The sequence below is a fragment of the Runella zeae DSM 19591 genome (genome assembly GCF_000423565.1).
In the GTDB taxonomy this organism is placed as follows: Bacteria; Bacteroidota; Bacteroidia; order Cytophagales; family Spirosomataceae; genus Runella; species Runella zeae.
The window spans coordinates 1-16420 of sequence record NZ_AUIF01000010.1 but is presented as its reverse complement, the minus strand read 5'-3'; the positions used below and the strand labels follow the sequence as shown (position 1 = coordinate 16420).

Genomic DNA, 16420 nt, shown 5'->3' with positions numbered 1-16420 from the left:
ATAGATGTTATTGGTTTAATTATTTTTTTCTTATTTATAGTGACGTACACTTTCAAATTTCGTCACTATAATATTGACACATATTTAGGCAAGGAAATTATAGCGCTTGTTCCTTGTGTGATTTATCAATTTTTCTATATTCAAATGAGGTCATTTTATAAGAATTTTTTGGGGCTGATAGGCGTGATTGTGCTGAGTATTGGTTGCCAAAAGAAAGAAATATTATCTTCAGAAAAATGTATATTATCTTTTAAGATTAGTGAAAATGCTAGTGTTATTGCCCAAATTGATGATAATTTAGGCGTTATTAGGCTTTCTGTGCCTTATGGTACTAATCCCAAAAAACTGACCCCGCTGCTTACCGTTAGCGACAGAGCCAGCCTAGTGCCTGCCTCTGAAGTCCCCCAAGATTTTTCAAAACCAGTCTACTATACGTTGACGGCCGAAGACGGCTCTAAGGTGATCTACACCGTTAAGCTATCGGTAGCCCCTCAACCTGCCCCCATTCTTACTAACTTCGATAAGGATACCTTAGATGCAGGTCAAAATCTCCGTATAGTAGGGAAGTATTTTGGTTCTTTTGTATTGGATGTGGCGGTAAATTTGGTTAGTAGTACAGGACAAAAAAGCATAGTTTCTGTCAAGGAGATGGATTCCACATTTATCGTTGTTGAAATTCCGATAGATACACCTCCTGGCAATTATCGATGCAATGTCCAAGTAAAAGAGCTTTCGTCGGTTTCGCCACAGGCTGTGGTGGTGGCACTTCCCGTTCCAACGATACGTAGCGTATCGAAATTTCATTTGCTGCAAGGTGATACCTTATGGATAGGCGCCTCCCATACCGATGTGGCTAGTTATGCTTATCAGCTTTACTTGCAGGCTTCAGCTCGTGATATGGTGATTCCTTTGGCTAAAGAAATTACTTCTTCTCAAAGATTAGGGTTTGTGATTCCGAATCAGATGCCTCCTAATGTTTATGGTATAAGTCTCTTCAATCAAACGCAACAAAAAAAGTCGTCAACCTACCCCACTACTGTTCAAATCTATGACGCGCAAAAGGCTTTTATCCGCGACATTGATAGCCCTAAAGACAGCTATATCAAAGGAGAAACCCTTTCCTTCAAAACATTAAATATGGCTACGACCAAGGCAAGATTGTTTCAGGTGGGAATCGTCGGTAAAAAACAAACCTACTTTAAGAATGCGATCTACGACGCCAAAAGTCGTTTGCTTGTGTGTCAATTGCCGGAAGAAATAGTGGCTGATACTTATCGCTTGAATGTGACCTTTTTGCACGACAACCCTCTCGAAGATTATACCGTTACGTTGGATCGATCTCTTGTGATACGCTAGTAAAACTTTTCCCTCTCCTCACAGATGCAACAATTTTATCAACTATTAACAGCCCTTTGTATATACATTTCTATGGCTGACGTAGCCATAGCCCAAGATACACCAAGCTCTTTACAAAAATCTCAAGCCAATCAGCTGTTTATCAATCCATTGCCTTTTACTAATCGCATAGTAAGAAGTTATAACATGGTCTGTACCGATCCAAGTCAGATTCATTTTACGCTCAATGGGCAGCCATTCAATTATACCTCTGGTTTTTTTGGGTATGGTTTTTATGATATTGAGTTTCCGTTTGGCTCCATCAAACCAGGCGATGTTTTAAGAATAACGGATGATTGCGGCAGTACGCCTTTTGAAAGAACCGTTACGGACGATTTTGTCTATGTTGAAGTACCTAATGGTAGCTCTTATACGGGTAATGGTATCGGACCCACCGACGAATTTTCGCCTTATTCTAAGCTAGTCACCCCGGTCAAAATAGGTAAATGCGAGCCTATCGCCATCAATGCCCACGTACTTTGTCCTATTACCCTTTTTAATCAATCTACCAGTACGCCTACGGGCGCATTTTTGGTCAATGGGGTTCCCATCAAAGTTTCTGATTTTAATATCAGTTTCAATGGCCAACAAAACGTGAACTATACGGTAGGAACGAATGGCTCTATCCTTACCGACGGCAATTTACGCATGGATGGCATTCCGCAGTTTTCGGGTAGCTCCACGGTGACCTTAGAGTATCGTCACAATGGGACGGTCATTGGCGGTGACTTTATGATGGCCATTGGGGGGGTAAGGTTTCGTAGGGTTCGTAACAATGAAGTTACGATTGAAAAAAGCACTTATACCAACGATTTTCAAGACCGAACCATCACTGGAAACTTTACAAATTCCGTCTTCAAAATCACGTTCGACCAAGCCTACTACCGCATGTATATTGATAATGTGTTGGTGGATGAACTCAAACGCTTTGTTGTTTACAGTGCCTCAGGCGGGGTGATTTCTAACACCAATCCCCTTGATTATCGCACGGGGGTGACTTACACACCTACTACCACTGGCACGCACTGGGTAACGGCTGTGGTGGATGGTGTAAGGTTTGTACAACAAAAATTTCAAATTGCTGACGACATTACTATCAACGAATCGGTGGTAAACATCGCTTGTAGCGGTGGTAGCTCGGGCAAAATCACCGTCAATGTCACGGGTGGTCAGCCAGGTTATACTTACGCCCTCAACAATGGAGCCTATGGTAATTCCAATGTTTTTTCAAACCTAGCGGCGGGCTCTTATACCATCAAAGTCAGAGATCGGTCGGGATGTGAAATGTCCAAAACAACGTCGATTAGCCAAAGTAGTTCGGTAGAAGTGTCTATCAGCAGTCAATCTCCAGTAACGTGCGGAGAGGTGGCCAATGGGAGTGTCACACTCAGTGCAAGCGGGGGCGCTCCGCCTTATAGTTACTCTAAAGACGGTACCAATTACGGCAGCAGTGCGTCATTTACGGGGCTTGCCGAGGGAAATTATACCCTTTACGTCAAAGATGCGAGTGGTTGTGCCAAATCCATTGCAGTGAGCATTGGTTTACAAAGCAAACTCATTGCCTCCGTGAGCGCTCAGCAAAATATAAGCTGTTTTGGGGGCAACAACGGCAGCATTACCATCAACACCACCGGCTCTATTTCTTCGGGGGCTATTCAGTATTCTTTAGATGGTATCAATTACCAGTCAAGCAACCAATTTGGGGGCTTGAGTGCCAAGACCTATCAAGTAAGGGTCAAAGATAATGTGTGTCAAAAAAGCATCAATGTCACCCTTACCGAACCATCGGCTATCGTACTGACGGCTACGGTAAATCAACACGTGTCTTGTTTTGGAGGCAACAACGCCCAGATAAACGCCAGTGCTTCAGGGGGAGTGGGCGGTTATCAGTATTCTATCAATGGTGCTACTTATGGCAGCAGTGCTCAGTTTAGTTCTCTATCGGCCAATAACTACAAAATTTGGGTCAAAGATGCCAATGGCTGTATCAAAGAGTCGGGGATTGTCACCGTGACTCAGCCTTCTGAACTCATTCCCAACGTAGTAAGCGTATCGGCCGTCAAATGTTTTGGGGGAAATGATGGCAGTGTCCAATTAAGTGCTGCGGGCGGCACTGCACCCTATGAGTATGCCAAAACGGGCGGAAATTATCAGGCTTCTAGCAATATCAGCGGTTTATCAGCAGGGGCAAGTCAGTCGTTTACCATTCGTGATAGCAAAAATTGTTTAAAAACCGTCACCGCTACCATTGCTCAACCAGCCGCGAGGTTGGGGGTAGCGGTAGTCAGCAAATCAGATTTATCTTGTTTTCAAAACAATACGGGAAGAATAGAGGTCAATGCCAATGGCGGTACCCCAGGGTATCAGTTTTCGCTAGACGCGGGGGCCTTCCAAGGCTCGGGTGTTTTTGGAAGTTTACCCGCTAAAACCTATAACATCACCGGAAAAGATGCCAATGGCTGCACGGCCAATGTGTCGGTTGTGTTGAACCAGCCTGCGTTGTTGGAAGGCAATGTGAATATTACCAACAATTTGTGTTTTGGGGATCAAACTGGTAAACTCTCCGGGATTGCTTCGGGCGGCACGACTCCTTATCAGTATTCACTCGACGGTCAAAACTATCAATCAAGTACCTCTTTCAACAACCTAACCGCTGGTAACTATACGGTACATTTTAAGGATGCTCAAAATTGTAGATTTTCAAGAAATATTACAGTTTCACAGCCCACTCGCTTAGAAGCTAGTGCCAACGTGACCCAGCAAGTTTCCTGTTTTGAAGGAAGCAATGCCGTCGCTATCATCCAAGCCAAAGGAGGAACTACCCCCTACTTCTATTCTAAAGATGGCACCAATTATCAAAACAATGCAACCTTTACGGGGCTGAGTGCCACTACTTATTCGATGCATGTGAAAGATGCCAACGGATGTGCTTTACAGACCAACTCTATCACACCTACCCAGCCTACGAATCTCATCCCCAGCGTGGTAGAAGTCTTGAATGTAAAATGTTTTAATGGAAGCGACGGCTCAATACAATTGGCGGCTTCGGGAGGGGTGGCTCCATATCAATATAGCCGCGACAACACTTCTTATCAAGGGAGTAGTCTTTTTGGCAACTTACCAGCAGCAACGTATCAGCTTACTGTCAAAGATGCAAACAGTTGTACCAAAACCCTCACAGCTACGGTGACGCACCCTAGCTTGTTTACCCTTTCTCAACAAAGCAAACAAGATTTGACGTGTTTTGGTAATAACTCAGGACAGATTCAAGTGACCGGAAATGGTGGAACGGGGCCCTATCAGTATTCGCTCAACAACACCGACTTTCAACCATCGGGTTTGTTTACAGGTTTGGCTGCTCAGGGCTACACCATTTTTGCCAAAGACGCTCACAACTGCGCCACGCAACTGACCACTTCATTTAACCAACCCAGCGAAATCAGTCTTACGGTACTTTCAAAAAAAGACATTGATTGTGAGTACTATGCTCGTGGCGAGTTCAAAGTGGTGGCTTCGGGCAGTTTGGGCAATTTTACGTATTTATTGTCGGGTACTGATTTTACCCAAAATCCCGTTGCTGGTGCTTCCAACAATGAGGGGGTATTTTCGCAACTAAAAGCTGGGAATTATACCATTACGGCGCGCGACCATACGGGCTGTGCCAAAGATTTCCCTGTCACTTTAGTACCCAAAAACAGCCGCATTCGTTTTGAAGTAGCCAAAAATCATCCCACGTCTTGTACTTCAAACGACGGGTCGGTGGCCATTACAGTCGCCAATGGCGGTCGGCAGCCTTATACCTATCGCATCAGTTCTCAAAACCATTTTTCTACCAATAATACCTTTTCTAATCTTACGAATGGAACTTATTATGTAACGGTGGCCGACAGTCTTTGTGCCTACACTGAGTTGGTGGATTTATCTTTGCCGGGAAGTATCAGAGCATCTTATACTATTTCCCCCATTAGCTGCGCTACGCCCAATGCAAATTTGTCGATTGATAATACGACGGGCGGTACTGGAAATTATACCTACGCCATAGATGGTAATAGTTTCTCGCCCAATCGTCAATTTAATAACCTCAAACCCAACCTTTATGCCATTACGATTCAAGACAACCCTTTGTCTTGTAAGTCGGTAGTGAGTGTTGAAATCAAGGAACAAAATCGCGCCGATTTAAAAATTGCCGAACGCAGAGATGTATCTTGTTTTGGCGGAAACAATGGCTATCTCAAAGCCTTGGGCGACAACAATACGGGCCCTTTTACCTTTGCCATCAACAATGGCTCTTTTAGTTCAAGTCCCGAATTTCATAACCTTACGCTAGGAACTTATAAAATAACCGCCCAAAATCGCCTAGGATGTATTGATAGTATTCGGGTCGTAATTACCCAACCCACCCCCCTAACGGGTAATCATACCACCCGGCCAAACAACTGTTTTGGAGACCAAACTGGACAAATCACCGCTAGTAGCAGCGGCGGCACCCCTCCTTATCAGTTTTCTATTGACGGCAATAATTACCAAACGCCCGTGGAGTTTAACAATCTTTTTGCGGGACAATATTCGCTCAACATTCGAGATGCGTTAGGCTGTATTTTTACCCAATCAGTCAATCTCACCCAGCCTAGTTTGGTCGTACCAACGCCGGTCGTACTCCAGCACGTCAATTGTTTCGGTGGGCAGGACGGAAAAACCCAGTTGAATGTGCAGGGGGGGATTGCGCCTTATCAATATTCCACCGACGGTACCAATTATACCAACGAAAACAGCTATGCCAATCTCAAAGCCAATACCTACGCCTATTGGGTAAGGGATGCGCACGGTTGTACCAAAACTACCTCTATTGAAGTCACTCAGCCTACCGATCTGATCCCTAGTGTCGTCAGAATTGAGGCGGTAAAATGCTTCGCTGGAAGCGACGGCGCCGTCGAATTGGCCGGGAGTGGAGGCGTACCGCCCTATCAATATAGCCGAGACCAAACCCAATACCAATCTCAATCGGTCATTTCGGGATTGAAAGAAGGAGCAAACCAGGTTTTCTACGTCCGTGATGCGCACAATTGCCTAAAATCCATCACAGCCACCGTGACGCAGCCTGCCAAACCTGTTTTTGTGAAAGTGGCTAGTAAAAAAGATTTGTTGTGTTTTCAGGACAATACAGGCCAAATTGAACTTCTGGCCGACGGTGGCACGGCACCCTATCAATACTCGCTTGATAATGCTTCTTACCAAAGCAGTACCATTTTTGACCGCCTTGCTGCGGGACCTTATCGCCTCTTCATCAAAGATGCCAATCAATGTCCTTTTGAAGTAACCACTACCCTAACACAACCCGATTTGCTGGTAAGTACTTTGACTCCCAAGCACAATGATTGTTTTGGTGACAACACGGGTCGAATCAAAGTAACAGGAAAGGGCGGGACGCTACCTTATCAATATGCCCTCAATGGCGGCAACTTCCAAGCACCCGATGAATTTGGCGGATTGGTGGCCGGCGAATATTCGGTCCAACTCAAAGATGCTCATGCTTGCCTAGTGACCCAAACTGTCGCGGTGATTCAGCCTACCTTAGTTCAACTCAGGCCTATCTACGCGGATACCGTACGCTGTTTTGGAGAAAGCAATGGAAGTGTACGTATTATAGCGAGTGGCGGTACGCCCGGCTATGTGTATTCCAAAGACGGGACCAACTATGTAGCCGACGAAACCTTTAAAAACCTTAATGCAGGACAATATCAATTTTGGGTGAAAGATGCTAATCAATGCCTGCACAAAACCCAAATTGCCGTTACTCAACCCACCGAACTACAGTTGTCGTTGACCGAGCGCAAAGACCCACTCTGCGCGGGCGACCAAAACGGACGGATTCAAGTAAAGGCAAGCGGGGGCAACAGCAGCTATATCTATACCCTAGACAATGCCATTCATCAATCAGTTGGGCTTTTTGAAGGATTGACCCAAGCCGACTACACCTTGCTCGTAACCGACCGCAAAGGGTGCATAGATACCATCACCCGCGTGCGCCTGAATTGGCCCCGACCGATGTTTGCTAGTTTAAACTATACCACACCTACCTGTGTGGGTCTGGCCAATGGCAGTATTCAATTGCAAGTAGCCGGTGGCGTGCCTCCTTTTAAAGTGGGGCTTAATAATGCTTCCTCCCAAACGGTTCAAACCAATACCACCTTTGCCAACCTAAACGCGGGAATCCACCGCGTCAATGTGGCTGACCAAAATGGCTGTTTGCTAAGGCTATACGCAGATATACCCGCGCCGGTGGGTCTCAACCCCATTCAACTAGGCGACTCAGCAGTGGTGTGTAAAGAACAGATTGTGCGATTGAAGGCCAATAACGTGGGGCAAGAAACGCAGTGGTTTTTCAACAACCAACCCCTTTCTAAACAAGACGCTATCGAAGCCGTAGCGCCGGGGGTGTATCGGGTAGTGGTACGAAATCCTACGGGCTGTGAAGTAACGGGGAGCTTTAAGCTCATCAACAACAACAAGGCCATGAAGGCTGATTTTTTGATGCCGGTACAGGCTTTTGTAGGAGATACCGTATATGCCCTCAATATATCGAGTCCTACCCCTGATGAAGTAAAATGGGAGTTTCCGCCGCAAGCTTATGGCATCGAAAAAAATCTCCAAAGAGGTGCCTTTGTATTGACCAACTCAGGCAAGTATACCATCAAAATGCTAGCTCGTAAAGGAGAATGCGAAAATGAAAAACAACGAGACATTGAGCTGTTTTTTCGCAAAGATATAGATCAGACTGAAGACCAACTAGGTTATAAAAACCAACAAAGTATCGAGGAGGTCATTGTATATCCTAACCCCAACTACGGCAAGTTTCGCCTTGACATAAAACTCAAAAAGAGCAGTGATGTAGAAGTACTCATCACGCGTTTTACGACCGCTTCTTTGGTGTATCAAACCAGCGGCAAAGCGCAGCAGCAATACACTTTTGAAGTACAGTTGCCCAATGTCGTCCAAGATATATATATCATCACCATTCGAGCGGGGACGGCTTCTTATTCTCAAAAAATACTGGTCTTGAACTAACCCCTTCCTCAACTCCATGCAAACATTTACAAAACTTCTGCTATTGGCACTGTTCGTAGGTATTTATGAGGGCTGGGGGCAAAACCCTACGCCAGTGCCTATGCAGTCATTGGCCCCCAAAAACTTACTCCAAAAGGGCGTTTCGCTCACGGGTATGCTCGCTGGCAATCACGTATATTATACCGCCGATGGTATTCCTAACCGCACCGTACCCTTCAATGTACTCTACACGGGCAACCTGTCCGTTGATATTTTGGGTAAAATCAAAATGCCCATTTCTTTTAGTTTTTCTAATCAAACGGTTCAGTTTGCCCACCCTTTCGACCGCACCTATCAATTTCGACAGCCTTTCAATCGGCTGTTACTAAAACCTACTTACAAGGGTTTTACGCTCCAAGTGGGTACTTGTGCCATGCAGTTTTCGCCCTATACCGTCGCGGGACATCGCTATGACGGCATTGGTTTAGAATATAAAAACCCCAAGAAGCCTTTTTATGCCAGTGTGATGGCGGGTAACTTGCAACGTGCCGTGCGTCTGGATACTTCCTATCAGACCTTCAACAATCGACCTTCTTATAAAAGAAGTGGTCTGGGGCTGATGGCGGGCTATAAAAAGAAGGAAGACCGGGCCGAGTTGATCTTTTTTACCGCCGCCGATCGCCTTACTTCTTTACCTTATACCCTCGATGAACTCAATATATTGCCCCAACAAAACGCGGTAGTCGTTTTGAAGGGCAGTAAACTAGTGGTTAAAAAACTACTTCTCAGCGCTGAAATCGCTTTTTCGGGCATTACCAACGACCTGCGAGCACCCGAGACCACGCGCTCCACCAATATCATCCAAACTTTTTTGGGAACCTTCTCCCCTAAAACCTCCACCGATTTTCGGAAAGCGTTTAAAACTGAACTCTTGTACCGAGGCAAAAAATTCAATACGGGCTTGCAGTATAGCCGCGTTGACCCCAATTATCGTACCCTTGGGGCGTACTTTTTTGTGAATGATTTAGAAACCATTGAAGGTAAAATAGCCACTCAACTTTGGGATGGCAAACTTTCGGTAGGGGCCAATTTGGGTATCCAACATGATAACGTAGAACGTCAAAAATTAAAAACCAATCAGCGCACGGTGGGTATGCTCAACTTGCAACTCACGCCCAATCAGCAATGGAATGTGATGCTCAACTATTCCAATTTTAGTAATTACTCCAACATCATCCCCGCCTACGCTTACTTGACGCGAGTGACCCCCTACAATGCCTTGGATACGCTCAACTTTCGCCAAATCAACCAGAATCTAATGGCGATGGTGACTTTCAACTTTCCTACTACTTCCCAAGAGCTCCTTCAGTCGATTGTGTTTAATGGGATATTTCAAAAAGGGGATGACCAACTGGGAAACGCGGCTACGCAAAACAATCTCTCCAATGTGAGCCTCGATTACAGCCTCAATCATACGACCAAGAAGCTGATGCTTACGACTTCTTTCAATTTTAGCCAAAGTCATTTCAATAACTTACCCAACACCCAATGGGGCCCGGCGCTCTCTTTGCACAAAGGGTTGGGTAAAAAATGGCGAACGAATCTAAGTAGCCTCTATACATGGGGTAAAACACCCGCCACCGATGCCCTTGCCTCGCGCGAACGAACAATCAACGCCCGTTGGGGACTGACGGGACAAGTGTCGTCTCAGTTCAATCTGATGTTGAACCTGATTTATCTAGATCGTAAAGTAAACAGCGTAGCAAGAGCCGCCCCGTCGTTTCGGGAATTTACGGCCACCTTGGGTTTTTCGTATCAATTCAATGCCAAACTATGGGCTCCTAAAAAGTAGCCTGTAACCTCCCTATTGTCTCATGAATCTTCGTTTACCAATTTCCTATACCACTGCTTTTCTTTCTAAGGTTTCAATCCTCAGCAAGGTTACATTGTTCGTGTTTGTGTTGGGTTTTTCTTGGGGGCTTCAAGCCCAAACCACCGACAACTATCCCGTACAGACGACGGCCTACTGCGCGGCCCCTTTTTCGCAACGTCTGTCGGATTATTTTTCGTCCGACAAACGGCTCATTGTCAATCTGCTACTAAAAGATTTGACCAAGCCTTCGGTGCAGGTGTATTTGCGGTGGCAGTTGGAAGGGCCGGGGATTCGGATTGGTTCAAGAGACGGTTTTGTTCCTGCTTCTTTTATCAGCTTACAGCCGGGCGTGCCAAGTAAACTTTCGGGGGCCGATTTGGCGGGAGCTTATTTCTTCCCCGCCGCCCTACAAGCCGAGGGCATGGATGTGGTGGATGCCTACAATCTGTCTTTACCAGAAGGCTTTTATACGATTTCGGTGCAGGCTTTTGAGGCATCTACGGGTCAGGTGGTTTCCAACACGAGTGTCACCTTTTTGGTACTGACCTCCCCCCAACCTCCGATCCTGAATCTGCCAGCGATAGGCTCTCAAATCTCGGCCACGAGTTTGCAAAAAGTGGTTTTTCAGTGGACACCTCGCCATTTTGCGACGGCCGAATCGCAGGTAGTGTACCAATTGAAAGTATGCCAAGTACCCGATGATAGCGAACCCAACGAGCAAATCATGCTCTCTTGTACCGAACCACGTTTAGAGCTGACGGTTCCAAACACCACGCTAACGGGCGACATTACGCAATGGATAAAACCGCTGGAGGTAGGTCAACGCTACGGGGTGCAAGTCAGGGCGATTGATTTGGCGGGTCAACTCAACAATTTTTCCAACGAAGGTTACAGTCAAGTCAATTGGTTTCGGTACGGTCAGCCCTGCGTTGCGCCTATTTTTAGCATCAAGTCCGTATCATCTGACCGGGTACAATTACAATGGCAAGCCTTGGCGCAGGCCCAATCGTACCTAGTAGAATACCAAGCCGAAGGGGATGTATCGTGGACAACCCTGAAAACCACGGCTACGACGCAGGTGGTGAGTGAGCTATTGAGCCGTCAGACGTATTTGTTTCGTATGCGCACCGATTGCGGGAGCTTAGTGCCCAGCGAAGCGAGTGAAGTGCAGCGGTGGAACATCGCCGAGGAAGCCCCCGAGCCCAGCCCTCAACTACCGATAGAACTGCTAAACCCTGAACTCATCAAGGTACAGACCAGCGGCGGGGTCGCTCAAACGCCGACTAGCTTACCAGATTTGTACCACAACTTTCCGGTGAGTAACAGTGCTCAACTGCGGATTGCGGCTTTTTCGGCTCCGACAACGACCACGCTCCAAATCCCGGACTGTGCCTTGGCGTCGGGCTCTTTTGCGGATTGTCAGCGACCTCACCCGAGCGTAGGATTGCCCACGGGAGGGGAGGAATTGGGGAGTTTGAAGGTGGGGGATGTGCTGGGGATTTATGATTTTGCGGTGTTTGTGACGAAAGTAAAATCGGGTCCGGGTTTGGCGGGCGAGGGCTTGGTGCGGCTGCCTTTTTTGGGCAACGCGATGACGTTGGTAGAGTTTGAAGGGGTGAAAGCCAAGAAAGCCCAACCCAGTGACAACGGGGGCTGTGTGTATGAAGTGAGTGGATTTTTTCGGGTGAAAGCCAATGTAACGGCGCAAGAGTTGGCGCAACAGCAGCAAAGCTTGGTGGAGCGTTTGCTGAAAGAAAGCGACCCGACGGTTTTTGCGGGGACGTTTGAGCAAGCCCTGACGCTTTACGACCAAACGGTGGCGAAGTTGGGCACTCAAAGTCTGACGTCGGTGCAAGCGCAGCCATTATTGATTCAATATTTGGGGGCGATTTTGCAAGGGAGCGAGCAGCTCAAGCAGCAACTGAGCGAGCTTGGCAGTAGCAACCCGGCAGTGGTGACGCTGTTGGGGGACTTACAAAAGCTAATGGATGGCCTACAAAGTCAGTTGACGACGCTGAAGACCACGACCCAGACCCCGACGGTGGCGGGTCTTGAGGTTCAGTATGAGGCTATTTTTGAAAGAATTAAGCAGCTAGGCCATACGCCCGAAGTTCCGATTGAAACGCCTCAATCGGGTCAGCTTAGCAATGTGGAGGTATCGAAGGTAAGTTTCAATTCGGCGCATTTGTCGTGGCAAGGCAGTGGGAACATCAAGCGTTATGCGGTGGTATATCAAATCCCGACGTTGGGGGAGTTGACGCTCAACACGACGGATTCTCAAGTGGAATTGAGCAACTTACAGGCGGGTTCGAATTATACGTTTAGGGTGATAGGTTATGGTGCCGACGGGCAGGTGTTGGACAGCTACGGTCCGGCACTTTTTGCGACGCCAGCGAAGACCTTACCCGCCCCCGAAAACTTGACTTACACGGTACTTGACGATCATAGTGTAAAAATCAGTTGGGCCAAAAACAGCCTACATCAGCGATTTAAGCTGAGCTACCAAGATGCCAATGGTGAGACCCGTACGCTGTATCCTTCGACCAATTCGGCGACGATTACGGGCTTGGATTTAAGTCAAAATTACAATTATGACATTGTAGCCTACAATAACGAACAATTAGCTAGTGAAGCAGCTATTGGTAATATTTTAAGCACATTTTGCCTTTTATCCATAAAAGCAGAGAAAAGTACGATTTATCAAAATGAAACAGTTTCATTGATTGCCTTTGGATGTCAGCCTCAGTACATCACATGGAGTAATGGCCAAAAAGGGACGAATATTATTATTGTGAGCCCCCTTCAAACCCATGTTTATTTTGCAGTTTGTGAAGTACCAGGCAAAAGAGCATGCTCTAATTTTGTAGAGATAAAAGTGGCTGATGATAAGTGCAAGATGTTTACGATAGAAGCTTCCGAGACAGAAGTAGCTCCTGGCATGGCCGTAACATTGACGGCACAAGGCTGTAGGGGACAAATAACTTGGGATAAAAACTTAGGGACAAAACCCGCGATTAGTGTTTCTTTAGTGAAGAATATGGAGTTTACAGCTACTTGTGCTATGGGCTCTTCTATATGTGAAAAAACGATTCAGGTAAAAGTAAAATGCGATATTATACTTAAAGTTTTTCCTGAATATAAAGGTGGTTTTTTGGGGCTTACTTCTGACAAAAAAATAACTATTAGGGGTTTTTGTACTCATAGCCCCTTATTTATCAATGGGAATGAATTTAAAGAAGGTGAAGGAAGTGTTGAATTTGATGGAGACCGAGATTTAAGTGTGATTGCTACTTGTGGAGAAGGTGAAAATGCTTGTTCCAAAACCCTTGAAGTAAAAGCCGTTAGTAGAAAATGTAAAGATTTTTGGGTGGGTGGATGGGAGGAAAAGGCAGGTTTTCTTACACTGACCGCATATGGATGCAGTGAAGGAAATACGGTTAGATGGGATAATGGTATGGAAGGGAGCAAAATAATTATTCCAGTGCCCTCACAAGCGACAATATATAAGGGAACTTGTGGTAAAAATGGATGTGAAGCTTATTATACCTACACAGACAACCTTGAAAATGAATATTTTTCTATTGAGGTAGGGAATGAGGGAAGGTACCCTAGAACCCTAACGCCAAGAGGATGTTCAGGGGAAGTTAGATGGGAAAGTAACCCAGCTACTTCGTTGAATATTGAATTGAACACCCGATACCCTTCGATTACCATAGAAAAACAACCTTTACAAACAACTACTTACATAGCTACTTGTAGGGCTACAAGCAACGAAATTGTTCAAAAAACATACCAGATTCAGGTTGCGCCTGCTTGTATCTCGATTCGGGGACCAGCGGTTGCCGCTAAAGGAGAATCGGTTACTCTTAGTGCTATTGGATGCTTAGGCAATGCTGTTTGGAAAAGTTCTAAAGGAAATCTACTCAGCCAGTCGGTGACTATTACGGAGATAGCACTTGAGAAGGTAGATTATGAAGTGAGTTGTGACAGACCTTTATGTAAAGCCAAACATTCGGTTGAAATAAAACCCTGTGCTTTTGTGGTTACAGCCCCAAAAAATATCCTAAAAGCAGGGGAAGAAGCAATACTTACGGCCGAAGGATGTCTCAATGGAACCGTTCTTTGGAGAGATCAAGCGCAAGCTCTCATAGGGTGGGGAACTCAGTTGAGTATACGTCCTCTCAAAACCCAGACCATAAAAGCTATTTGTGATGTAAGCCAATGTGAAAGCTCTATTAAAATCGAAGTACCTGCTAGCAAGATAAATCCAATCATTTGTGAGACTCTCACTTTAAGTGCAAGCCCCAGTACTCCTATTTTAAGTGGCGAACCCAATACCGTTACTCTTACCGCAAGCGGATGTACAGGAGGTGTGGTCCTTTGGAAAGGGCCTTTGTTAGAGGAAAATACCCAAACCAGCTACCCTAATCATCAGATTACGATTACGAACCTACAACAAGCCGCGACTTATACCGCTAGTTGTTCAAAAGTTGCATTGCCTTCTACTGAAGCAAGTATCACCATAAAGGCCGAAATTCGGTTTACGCTCAAAGCTACGCCCCAAGCAGTGGAAAGTGGTAAAACTACTACGCTTACCGCAGAAGGTTGTATAGGAGGCCAAATATCTTGGACAAAACCTTCTGTGCCTTGCCAAGGTACTCCTTGTACAATTACGAGCCCTGCCATTACCAGCCCAACGACTTTCCAAGCCAATTGCTTGATTGAGGGCAAAACCATTGCTAGAAGTATAAATATATACCTAAAGAATTCTTATGGCTCAGAAATTTATCAACAAATATGTAGTGATTTTTGGGCATCCTATAGTGCTAATATTCAATTGCCTTACCCTATCCCTTCTGGCTCCAAAATTACATTGCAAGCAGGGGGATGCGACAAAGGAACCATTAAGTGGACGGCTAGAGATGGCCAAGGAATTGTACGTACTCTCAAGGCACTAGAAGATGCCCCTACTACTTCTACTACTTACATAGCGACTTGTGAAACTAGCGGCACTATTTGTGCTCAAAAACAATTCTTAGTAGACGTGCACGAATTCAGCTGTGAAAGTTTTGGACTTTTAGTTGAGTCGCAATCACCGACCGGACAGTTAGGGGGCGCTAAAACGGGAGAAATTTCATTTGTAGTAACTTACAGCGGTACTGCTCATCGAATTACGGCTACGGGCTGCATCAACAAAGAAGTGCCAGGTGCTGAAGAATTGAAGGCAAGCTATTATCCCCTGCCCAATTCATCCTCGCAAGCCGTTTCTAACAATACGTCATTTTATCCCCAACAAGGTTCTAAGATTGAAATCAGTTGTAAACCTAGTATCGCTTATCCTAATGAAATATGTAAGTACACCGTTTATTTTGATTCCAAGGGCATTCGTACCGAAAACAACTCCAACGCTCGTATAGGTGATACTACCACCTCAGGTGAATTATCGCAAACAAGTTCGGAAACCACAACTACTGTTTCGGGCTGTACGGCTGCATTGCCGCTGAAAAGCCTCATGGCCGATTATTTTACCACGCTACTTTGTGCCAATATCAATGCTTTTTATGACGAGTACGGGCAGTTTTCGCGGGAGAAAGCGGCGATATTTTTGACTGCTACCGAAACTCAACTTCGAAACAATAGCTATTTTAAAAGTTATAAACTTGATTTTCCCGCAGATTACACCGACATTATTGACCAAATCGAAGCCCTTGACGGAGATTGTGAGGGGATGACAGATATTGCCAAAGCCCTTACCGAAGGATTGAAGGAAACCATGTTTGTAGATAGTTATAATGAAGCGGCTTCCAATAGCTATTCCGCTATCGAAAACGCCGCACGTGACGCACTTACTGCGGATGATGGTGGTCAAGAGCAATTGTTAAAACAAATTAAGCTTTCGACGGATGCCACTTCGACAAAGTGTATTCCGTTGGCGGTGTTGATTTATGCCCTAAAATCGACGATTCTCTACAAACAGAATCTTCATTTGTACGATTTACCCGCCAACTGCCTTACGCTGGAAGAAAGCAATGTGATAGTCAATCCTGCTATCAACGAATTGACGTTGCCGCAAGTGAAGGCGCAGTTTTCGACCTCGTTTCAATCCAC

Annotated in this window: 4 protein-coding genes; all 4 read left to right on the top strand. The window is 45.7% G+C overall.

Going from position 1 to position 16420, the window contains the following annotated elements; genetic code table 11:
• The first annotated feature begins 144 nt into the window (after window positions 1–144).
• Entirely contained in the window at window positions 145–1356 is a 1212-nt protein-coding gene (locus tag G563_RS0102140) for an SGBP N-terminal domain-containing protein (protein ID WP_157585018.1), read from the top strand.
• 72 nt (window positions 1357–1428) lie between these two features.
• The gene (locus G563_RS0102135) at window positions 1429–8460 is read left to right on the top strand and encodes a T9SS type A sorting domain-containing protein (RefSeq protein ID WP_028663847.1); all 7032 of its coding nucleotides are present in this window, start codon (window positions 1429–1431) and stop codon (window positions 8458–8460) included.
• Between the two features lie 16 nt (window positions 8461–8476).
• Window positions 8477–10291 carry a TonB-dependent receptor gene (locus G563_RS0102130; RefSeq protein ID WP_028663846.1) on the top strand — a complete coding sequence of 605 codons (1815 nt, stop codon included), beginning with the start codon at window positions 8477–8479 and terminating at the stop codon, window positions 10289–10291.
• A gap of 22 nt (window positions 10292–10313) precedes the next feature.
• A partial coding sequence (locus G563_RS33520) for a fibronectin type III domain-containing protein (RefSeq protein WP_157585016.1) occupies window positions 10314–16420 on the top strand: 6107 nt, incomplete at its 3' end.

Coding starts and splice junctions, on each gene's coding strand:
- G563_RS0102140 (WP_157585018.1), top strand. CDS start 145: ATGAGGTCATTTTATAAGAATTTTTTGGGGCTGATAGGCGTGATTGTG.
- G563_RS0102130 (WP_028663846.1), top strand. CDS start 8,477: ATGCAAACATTTACAAAACTTCTGCTATTGGCACTGTTCGTAGGTATT.
- G563_RS0102135 (WP_028663847.1), top strand. CDS start 1,429: ATGGCTGACGTAGCCATAGCCCAAGATACACCAAGCTCTTTACAAAAA.